General features: G+C 60.6%; 9 protein-coding genes. 8 read left to right on the top strand and 1 reads right to left on the bottom strand.

Features of this window, described 5'->3' with window-relative positions:
• Nucleotides 1–60 precede the first annotated feature (60 nt).
• From ACTJI5_RS22545 to ACTJI5_RS22510, 8 genes are all read left to right on the top strand, one after another.
• Nucleotides 61–480, top strand: a complete 420-nt coding sequence (locus ACTJI5_RS22545) for a transposase (protein ID WP_440859287.1) — start codon at nucleotides 61–63, stop codon at nucleotides 478–480.
• A gap of 26 nt (nucleotides 481–506) precedes the next feature.
• The gene (gene tnpB, locus ACTJI5_RS22540) at nucleotides 507–833 is read left to right on the top strand and encodes an IS66 family insertion sequence element accessory protein TnpB (RefSeq protein WP_440859286.1); all 327 of its coding nucleotides are present in this window, start codon (nucleotides 507–509) and stop codon (nucleotides 831–833) included.
• A 31-nt stretch (nucleotides 834–864) separates the two neighbouring features.
• A complete protein-coding gene (tnpC, locus tag ACTJI5_RS22535; protein ID WP_440859285.1) occupies nucleotides 865–2,388 on the top strand; it encodes an IS66 family transposase in 1,524 nt (507 codons plus the stop codon).
• Nucleotides 2,389–2,450: 62 nt separating this feature from the next.
• Nucleotides 2,451–2,729 (top strand): hypothetical protein, encoded by a 279-nt coding sequence (locus ACTJI5_RS22530; protein ID WP_440861919.1) that lies wholly within the window; start codon nucleotides 2,451–2,453, stop codon nucleotides 2,727–2,729.
• A 24-nt stretch (nucleotides 2,730–2,753) separates the two neighbouring features.
• Nucleotides 2,754–2,975: a hypothetical protein gene (locus ACTJI5_RS22525; protein WP_440861918.1), complete on the top strand. Its 222-nt coding sequence runs from the start codon at nucleotides 2,754–2,756 to the stop codon at nucleotides 2,973–2,975.
• 392 nt (nucleotides 2,976–3,367) lie between these two features.
• Nucleotides 3,368–3,508, top strand: a complete 141-nt coding sequence (locus ACTJI5_RS22520) for a hypothetical protein (RefSeq protein ID WP_193749156.1) — start codon at nucleotides 3,368–3,370, stop codon at nucleotides 3,506–3,508.
• Nucleotides 3,509–3,612: 104 nt separating this feature from the next.
• Nucleotides 3,613–4,215 (top strand): lasso peptide biosynthesis B2 protein, encoded by a 603-nt coding sequence (locus ACTJI5_RS22515; RefSeq protein WP_440861917.1) that lies wholly within the window; start codon nucleotides 3,613–3,615, stop codon nucleotides 4,213–4,215.
• Nucleotides 4,216–4,337: 122 nt separating this feature from the next.
• Nucleotides 4,338–5,936, top strand: a complete 1,599-nt coding sequence (locus ACTJI5_RS22510) for an asparagine synthase-related protein (protein ID WP_440861916.1) — start codon at nucleotides 4,338–4,340, stop codon at nucleotides 5,934–5,936.
• A 1-nt stretch (nucleotide 5,937) separates the two neighbouring features.
• On the opposite strand, the gene ACTJI5_RS22505 is transcribed toward ACTJI5_RS22510, so the two are convergent.
• Nucleotides 5,938–8,118, bottom strand: a complete 2,181-nt coding sequence (locus ACTJI5_RS22505; protein WP_440861915.1) for a prolyl oligopeptidase family serine peptidase — start codon at nucleotides 8,116–8,118, stop codon at nucleotides 5,938–5,940.
• Nucleotides 8,119–8,124: the final 6 nt, after the last annotated feature.

Below are 8,124 nucleotides of genomic sequence, written 5' to 3'. Positions count from 1 at the left end.
GTAAGCGATGTTCGGGCCCCACCTTGTTTGGTTTCGTGATTGAGGCAGACCAGAGGGGATATGGACGACGCGACGCTAACGACCGGACTGGACACGCGCACTGGAGTTAGTCCGGAGCCGGCCCGGCGCCTCGAGGTGTTCAGTGGGACGGTCGGTCGACGCCGATCGTGGACCGTGGAGCAGAAGTTGGCGATCGTCGCAGAAGCGCAGCATTGCGATAATCTGACGGCGCTTGCTCAGCGGCACGATATCCGGACCTCCCAGCTCTACACCTGGCGCCGCGAGCTTCGTTACGCGCTGGAAGCCCAGCGTGGCTCGATGGATGCGGAGCCGATGTTCGTGCCGGTGGTCGCCGACAACGCCCGACGCAGCGATGTCGCGATAGAAGTGGAGATCGATGGTGCCGTGATCCGGATTGGGCGAACGGCCAAGGCCGATCTGGCTGCTGCCGTGGTGCAAGCCCTTCGGTCGGCTCGATGATCGGGCCTGGCGCTGGCGCCCGCGTCATGATCGCAACGCGGCCCGTAGATTTCCGCAAAGGGCCGGACGCGTTGGCGGCGTTGGTCGGTGCCGAGTATGGCGGCGATCCCTTTTCCGGGGTGATTTACGTCTTTCGGGCGAAGCGGACCGACCGGATCAAGCTGGTCTGGTGGGATGGAACCGGCCTGTGCCTGATGGCTAAGAAGCTGGAGTCAGGGAGCTTCAAGTGGCCGGGGATTCAGGACGGCGTGATGCGTGTGACGGCGGCACAACTTGGCGCTCTGCTGGAAGGTCTGGACTGGCGCCGAGTGCATGGCGGACGCCGCCCGATCGCTCCGCAGATTGCCGGTTGACGCGGCCTTCCCATGCTGATTCACTGCTTCCATGCTCATGGAAGCCGACCTTCCCGATGACGTTGAAGCGCTTCGCGCGCTCGTCCTCGAACAGGCTCGCGAGCTCGATGCGCTCAAGATTTTCAAAGCCGAGGTCGAGCGTCTACAAGCGATCATCGACGCCCTGCAGCGTCACCGTTTTGGCCGCCGGTCCGAACAGCTCGATCCCGATCAGTTCCAGCTTGCCCTCGAGGAAGTCGAGACGGCCTTGGCCGCGGCCGAACACGCTCGCGACAAGGCAAGCGGGGCTCCGGCACAGCGGCCGCGGAAGACCAACCGGGGTTCGCTGCCGACGCATCTGGAGCGGGTCGAACAGATCGTCGATGTCGAGACGAAGACCTGTGTCTGTTGTGGCGGCGCGCTTCATCAGATCGGCGAGGACGTCGCCGAGCGCCTCGATGTCGTGCCGACCACCTTCCGTGTCCTCGTCACCCGCCGCCCGCGCTACGGTTGCCGTTCATGCGAGGGTGCGGTCGTGCAGGCCCCGGCACCGCCGCGGATCGTCGAGGGCGGTATCCCGACCGAAGCGCTGATCGCGCAGGTGCTGGTCTCCAAGTATGCCGACCATCTTCCGCTATACCGGCAGACACAGATCTATGCCCGGCAAGGTATCCAGCTCGATCGCTCGACGCTGGCCGACTGGGTTGGCCGGGCGGCATGGTATTTGCGCCCCTTGCGCGATCACATCCTCGAGCGATTGCGAAGATCGGAACGCTTGTTCGCCGACGAGACGACGGCGCCGGTGCTCGATCCCGGACGCGGGCGGACCAAGACCGGGCAGCTATGGGCCTATGCACGCGATGATCGCCCCTGGGGCGGCAACGATCCGCCGATGGTCGCCTATGTCTATGCCGCCGACCGCAAGGCTGAGCGGGCAGAAGCCCATCTCGGCGATTTCGCGGGCATCCTGCAGGTCGACGGCTATGGCGGCTATGCCGCGCTGGCGAAGCGGCGTCAGCAGATTCGGCTCGCCTTCTGCTGGGCCCATGTGCGCCGCAAGTTCTACGAGCTCGCCGACACATCGCCGGTCGCCACCGAGGTGCTGCGCCGCATCGCCTTGCTCTATGCCATCGAAGACGAGGTGCGAGGTGCGCCGCCCGAACAGCGCCAACAAGCCCGGGGCGAGCGCAGCCGCGCCATCATCGACGATCTGCGTCGGTTTCTTGAAGCCCGCAGCCGTCAGGTCAGCGCCAAAGCGAAGATCGGTGAAGCAATCCGCTACGCGCTCACTCGCTGGGACGGGCTCTCCCGCTTCCTCGACGATGGCCGGGTCGACCTCGATAGCAATGCCGTCGAGCGGTCGATCCGCCCCCTCGCTTTGAACCGCAAAAATGCCCTCTTCGCAGGCTCTGATGAAGGCGGAGACAACTGGGCCGTCATCGCCACGCTCATCGAAAACTGCAAGCTCTCCGGTCTCAACCCCCACACTTGGCTGACCGAAATACTGACCAAGCTCGCCAACGGGCATCCCGCCAATGCCGTCCGCAACCTCATGCCCTGGACCGCCGTGGCCTGAAAACATCGCTTACGTTTCAACGCTGGTCGCTCACGGTCCTTAGCGAGATCCTGGCAACCCAAATGCACGTGCTCGATATTGATACGCCTGAGAGGCTTCGGAAGATTTGGGTCGAGATGTCAGACGAGGAGCGCGGCGACGGGCCCGCCTATATTTATCACCTGTGCTATGACCCCGACATCGATGAGTTTGGAGGGTTCGTATACCGCTCCTCGAACGATTTCGAAAGCGAGCCACTCGGGCACGGAATCTACCCCGAGCCAGCTTTGAATCCCGAGCCAGCTTTCTATCGCGAATTTCTGATCACCGACTTCCCGGGCGATCTCGTGAGAGCATGTTGACGCCTGCGGTTCGCGCAGGACAGGTTGGATCTCGACAAACGCCAACATATTGGTGGCCAGGTGATCGCTTACACGGTGCGGCGCCATGAAGCTGAAGGGCAACCCCTGTCCACGCTTATCACGGCGCAAGCCGCCTACGAATTCGAAGATTTCGATAGCACTTTCGGCGAATGCGACGAGCGAACTTTTGACGACTGGTGGGTTGAGTGCGGCGAAGAGGCAACCTCCACTGGAGAGCTTCAGTAGCTCAATCAGGTGCTGTCATCTGCTCGCTGTCTGGCGCGACGTGCCGTCTAAGCGGGCAACGATAGGAAGGCGTCTCGACGCCAGTACGTCTCGGAAAAGGTCAACGCGAAGAATTCGTTGACGAAGCTGACTGCCGCCAAGGCAGCGGCCCACTGCCGAGGCTCAGTTTCAGTTTAGCATCGGGCAAAATTTGCTGCGATCGATATGCAAGAATTTTCATTGAAATACACTACAAATATATTGGGAATATTTTCGGACTATATTCTAGATGTAGTTGGAATATATTTGGAATATGCTCGGAGTTGACTCAAAGTATATGGTTGCGTTCTAGTTTTGCGAAGAATATAGTTTGGCTGCGACTCGAATTTGTCGCATATTGAAAGGAAAGTAGCATGACGATCTTGGACAATGACGAAATGATCGATCTCGGTGCCATCAGCGTCGAGACGCGCGGCATCAAGCAACTCGGCGAGCCCGATTTCGAGGATGGGGATCATTACGGCCTCGTCGGCGCGATCAGCACCGACGATTGAAAGCGTTCGGCGTGCCGCCGGACGGGGGCACGCCGACCGCAGTCGTAATCGCACCAATGCCGATCATGTCATCTTATCTGCGCCCAGGCCTTCACCATTGTAGGATGGGTGGCGATCACATCTTCTTCGATTTGCCGGCCGACCGCTATTTTCTCCTTCCGCCCCATTTTCACTTTGCCTTCGAAAGCTATTTGACCGGAGCGCCAAGCGACCATGCGCTCTCCCAGCTTCTTACCGCCGGTCTGATCGGGCCGGTCCAAGCCGACGATTTGTTGGCGCCGCCCACCTTCACGCTTCCTGCTACCAGCCTGGTTGATTGCCCGCTCGGCACTGCCTCTGTGCCGCGCATCTTGCGAGTAATCTGGATGCAGCGCCGTGTGCGCGCCGAGCTTCGTCGGGTCGGCATTCTCGATATTGTGGCGCAACTGGAGCGAGGTCGTCCCCGAAACACTTCTTGCGACGAGCGCGTCAGTCAGAATATCGCCGCGGCATTTCTACGCAGTCAGCGTCTTATCTCCGCTGCCGACCAATGCCTCGTGCGTGGAATCGCGATGAAACGTCTATTGGCGCAGAGGGGCTGCGACGCAAGACTCGTGTTTGGGGTCACGATGCCGTTCTCGGCGCATTGCTGGGTGCAGGCCGAAGACGTCGTTCTTACCGATACTCTCGATATCATCCGCCGCTACCAGCCTATATTTGCTGTCTGATGGCTGGCGGTTTCTACATCGACTTCAATGTCGCATCCGGGAAACCTTCGGAGGGGCATAGAATCTTCGGGCGCCCTCCAGACTTCACCGTCGCAAATGTGATGCTCTGGTCGGATGAGCCGATGATCGCGATCGACGCAAGAACCGTCGTTCTGGGATACTTGTTCCGAAAGGGACCGCCGAGCGTGCGCGTGCGCGAAGGGGCAGGGGCAGACGGGAGCGCGCTCGCTGCTGCCAATGGACGGGCCCTGCTTACCGGCTATTGGGGCGGTTATATTTTCGTCCATGTCACGCAGGGCGGCGCGCTCTACGTGCTGCGGGACCCGTCCGGTCTATTGCCTTGCTATATCCGACGCGCGGGGGTGGAGACGGCGCTGGCTGGCGATGTTACCGACTTGGCGGTACCCGGACCGGGCCGGGTCGACTTTGAAGAAATCGGTCGCATCTTGGCTTCAGGAGATGCTCGCGGCCGGAAAACCTGTCTTGTCGGCGTTGAGGAACTGATTGCGGGAGAGTGCCTCATTGTGGACCGGCTGGGCGCGACGATCGAGCCATGGTGGTCACCGTGGGACCATGTGGCTCCCGGAAAAATGTCCATCGAGGAAGAAGCGAGCCACCTTCGCCAGACGATTGCGGATTGTATCGGCACTTGGTCTAGCTGCTTCCCTTCGATTTTGCTGGGGGCATCTGGGGGTCTGGATTCCTCGATCGTTGCGGTGGCAGCAACTTCTCGATCAGAAAGACTGACGGCTCTGACGCTTGTCAGCCCCGGCGTTGCTGGCGATGAGCGCCCTTATGCACACGCCGTCGCGAGTTCGCTCGGCATCCGCTTACGCGACGTGCCGCTCGACCTGGCTGATATCGACCTCGATCGTGCAGTCACGCCTCATCACCCTTGGCCAATATCTCCGATATTCAAACAGGCGGTTGGCGCCGTTCACCGGCGATTGCAGTTAGAAATGCCTATCGATGCGCATTTTTCCGGCAATGGAGGCGACGGAATATTTTGCAGCATTCGCAGCGCCGTTCCGCTGCTCGATCATTTCCTGTCCAAAGGACCAAGCACGGCAATTGGCAAAACAGTTCGGAACATCTCGAGCCTCACCGGTGCAGACATGTTTACGGTACTGAAGCATGCTTGGGCACGGCACAGGCGCGCCGGCGGGGCGCATGTGCCGCGATACAACGAGCTTGGCCTTGAAAGGGAGCTTGTGGAGCGGATTGAGGCGCAGGGCTTTTCTCATCCTTGGCTCCTGCCGCCTGCCGACGCCCTCCCCGGGAAGACTGTTCATGTCGCGTTTCTAATGCGCGCGCAAAAAAGCATCGAGCTTTATCCGCGGCGCAGCGCGCCGCCGCACATCGCGCCATTGCTCTCCCAACCGATCGTGGAATTGTGTCTCTCTATTCCGACTTGGCATTGGATAGCCGACGGACGCGATCGCGCCGTCGCCCGCGCCGCCTTTTCAAACCGGCTTCCGAAAAAGATCATTGACCGGTTGCAAAAGGGAGGTCCGGCTGAGTTCAATCTCTCGATCTATAGCACGCAGCGCGATCGCCTTCACCAAATGCTTCGCGGGGGCGCCCTGGCCGCCGTCGGCATTATCGATATACCCTTCTTGGACGAGCGCGAAGATATTTCCTGGCGGGGTAATGCGCGGGAGCAACGCATTCTTTCATTCGCGGCGGCGGAAAGCTGGACGCGGCGGTGGAATGGCGGTTGAGCTAAGGTGCAGACTCGTTGGCGCCACAGCGCGGCTTTCCGTTTTCGGCCATGCGATCCCACATTGCGAGGCGCTCTGGGAAAGGGGCGTCCGTATTGCGCTTGCCGAGGAGCCAATAATCGAACCAGGCCACATTCTCGCGCATGGCGAGCATGCGGTTTGACGGGATATGAAAGATATGCGTCTCATCGGATGCCGGGCTAGTGCCAGGATAATAGGTCAGCTGGGTCGGTACTTTCGCTGCCCGAAGTGCATCGAACAGTTCGGCCTGCGAGGGAGATGCGGCCGCGACTTGTTGCAGGACCGGCGCACAGACTTTCATCGCATTGAGGGAAGGAGCAAAGCTGCGGTATTGTTCGAAATGCTCGCTCATCGGGGATCCGCCATAGACTGGATCATAGCTGGCCGGCCATCCGGCGTAGCCGGAGGGCTCCAGAAAGCCGCCATCGCCGCTAGACGCAGCGCTGAAGATTTCGGTCCGCGTGACAGCGACATTGACCATCTGAGCGCCGCGACTGTAGCCCGCGATGCCAACGCGGGCAGGGTCGATGAGGCCCTCCGCCGCAAGGTCGTTTACCGCGTCCACGAGGCTATTGACGCCCTCAATCCAGATGAGCTGCCGCACTGTCTCCGGATCGGGTGGGCCGCTGCCTCGAGACCAAGCACTGTAGGCGGCGCGCAGATTTGACGACTGATAGGGCAGCGGATCGTTGATTAACAGCACGACATAGCCGCGCTCGGCAAAGAGTTGAGCAGGATAGTTCCATTGGTTTTCCGCCTTGGCAAAGCGCTCGTCGGCGTCAAATCCATGCGTGATTACGATCGCAGGATAACGTGTGGCGGGACGAAATTCTCGCGGGTAGAGTATATAGCCCGTAGCCTTGTACCCGTTGCGATTGGTCCAAGTTTTGGCGCGCGCCTGGAGCGGCATGATCTCCTCATGGCGTGGAGATACCGTCACAAGGGGCTCGATGGCGCCGCGGGCAAGGTCGACACGAACAAGTCTTGGCGGCTTCGATACGCCTTCCTCCACGCAGATCGCAAGACTGAGCCGATTATCGAAACTGCACTTGGTGAGGCTGCCGGTGCCGGTGATTTCGCGAACATCGGTTTTTTCCACCAGCGCAAGGCCATAGCGCGATGTCTCGAGGTTGCGTGTGCCGACGATCGTTTTCCGCCCATCGCGACTAGCCGCGTAATTGCTGTCGCTGATAGTGAAAGGGAATCGGCCATAGCGGTGGGGCTCTTCACCCGGGCCGCTTTCTATAAGTTCGAGTGCAGCGCCGATGCCTGAAGTGGAGAGTGCACCGCCTCGCGGCCCTCTGAGCATCGTAAGCGTGCGCGCGTCACGCTCGTTCGATACGATACGGATGCTCTTCTGCCTGCGGTTCCATGCGCGCGTTTCGAAGACGCTGCCGGGCGAGCCGTTGGGCGCCTCGGTCCTGAAAAGAATCTCGTCACCGCGCCAGATAACCTTGGCGCCTGCGTGCATCGCCATTCGATCGCTGGTCGGACGGGTGATGACCCTGTCGATGCTTCCGTCCGGCGCGCGCAGGAAAAAATCGACCTCGGTTTCAATTGATGATCGCCTGCGGCTGCGCAGACGGGTCACTCCCTCGTCGAAGCGGACCGGAGGTGGACCAGACTTTGCCTTTAGCTGCGAATACCAGAGCGATTGTCCGTCAGGGGACCAGTCGTAGGCCAAGATTCCAATCTCGAGCGGCGGGGCTCCGCCACCCATAGCTACGGAGAGATCCGCCTTGCCGACCGAGATCAACTCGGGGTTCTTGATCTCTGGACTTATCTTGCCAGCGGCCGAGATCCGGTAAAGCTGAAGCCCTTCGCCGATATCGAGAAGGGCACTCCAGTCCTCAGTACCAGGAACATTCTTGAATGATCTTGCGACGTCGGCGCTCGCGATATTTCGCTGCGTCCTCGCACCTATGTCGACGATCCGGATCCGCGCCCGTGTGCGCTTCGCTTCCGCGTCGGCGGCTTCTGCCGCGTAAATCGCAAAGCGGCCGTCCGATGAAAGCGCGAGTTCGTTCACCTCTGGAACCAGCAGGATATCCTCCAACGTCCAGGGTCTGCCTATTCTCTCCCCCGCCGGGGAGGCAGGGGAGAGAGCCACGACGGCAAGGAACGCCGCGGCGAACAGGCCGGTCTTGGGGCAGTTCAGCATGGCCCT

The sequence above is a fragment of the Sphingopyxis sp. 22461 genome (assembly GCF_052044915.1).
Classification (GTDB): domain Bacteria; phylum Pseudomonadota; class Alphaproteobacteria; order Sphingomonadales; family Sphingomonadaceae; genus Sphingopyxis.
This window is presented reverse-complemented; position numbering and strand designations above follow the sequence as displayed.

What these genes read in the sequence shown, in the direction of transcription:
- tnpC (WP_440859285.1), top strand. Translation starts at nt 865, where the DNA reads ATGCTCATGGAAGCCGACCTTCCCGATGACGTTGAAGCGCTTCGCGCG.
- ACTJI5_RS22545 (WP_440859287.1), top strand. Translation starts at nt 61, where the DNA reads ATGGACGACGCGACGCTAACGACCGGACTGGACACGCGCACTGGAGTT.
- tnpB (WP_440859286.1), top strand. Translation starts at nt 507, where the DNA reads ATGATCGCAACGCGGCCCGTAGATTTCCGCAAAGGGCCGGACGCGTTG.
- ACTJI5_RS22530 (WP_440861919.1), top strand. Translation starts at nt 2,451, where the DNA reads ATGCACGTGCTCGATATTGATACGCCTGAGAGGCTTCGGAAGATTTGG.
- ACTJI5_RS22520 (WP_193749156.1), top strand. Translation starts at nt 3,368, where the DNA reads ATGACGATCTTGGACAATGACGAAATGATCGATCTCGGTGCCATCAGC.
- ACTJI5_RS22515 (WP_440861917.1), top strand. Translation starts at nt 3,613, where the DNA reads ATGGGTGGCGATCACATCTTCTTCGATTTGCCGGCCGACCGCTATTTT.
- ACTJI5_RS22510 (WP_440861916.1), top strand. Translation starts at nt 4,338, where the DNA reads ATGATCGCGATCGACGCAAGAACCGTCGTTCTGGGATACTTGTTCCGA.
- ACTJI5_RS22505 (WP_440861915.1), bottom strand. Translation starts at nt 8,118, where the DNA reads ATGCTGAACTGCCCCAAGACCGGCCTGTTCGCCGCGGCGTTCCTTGCC.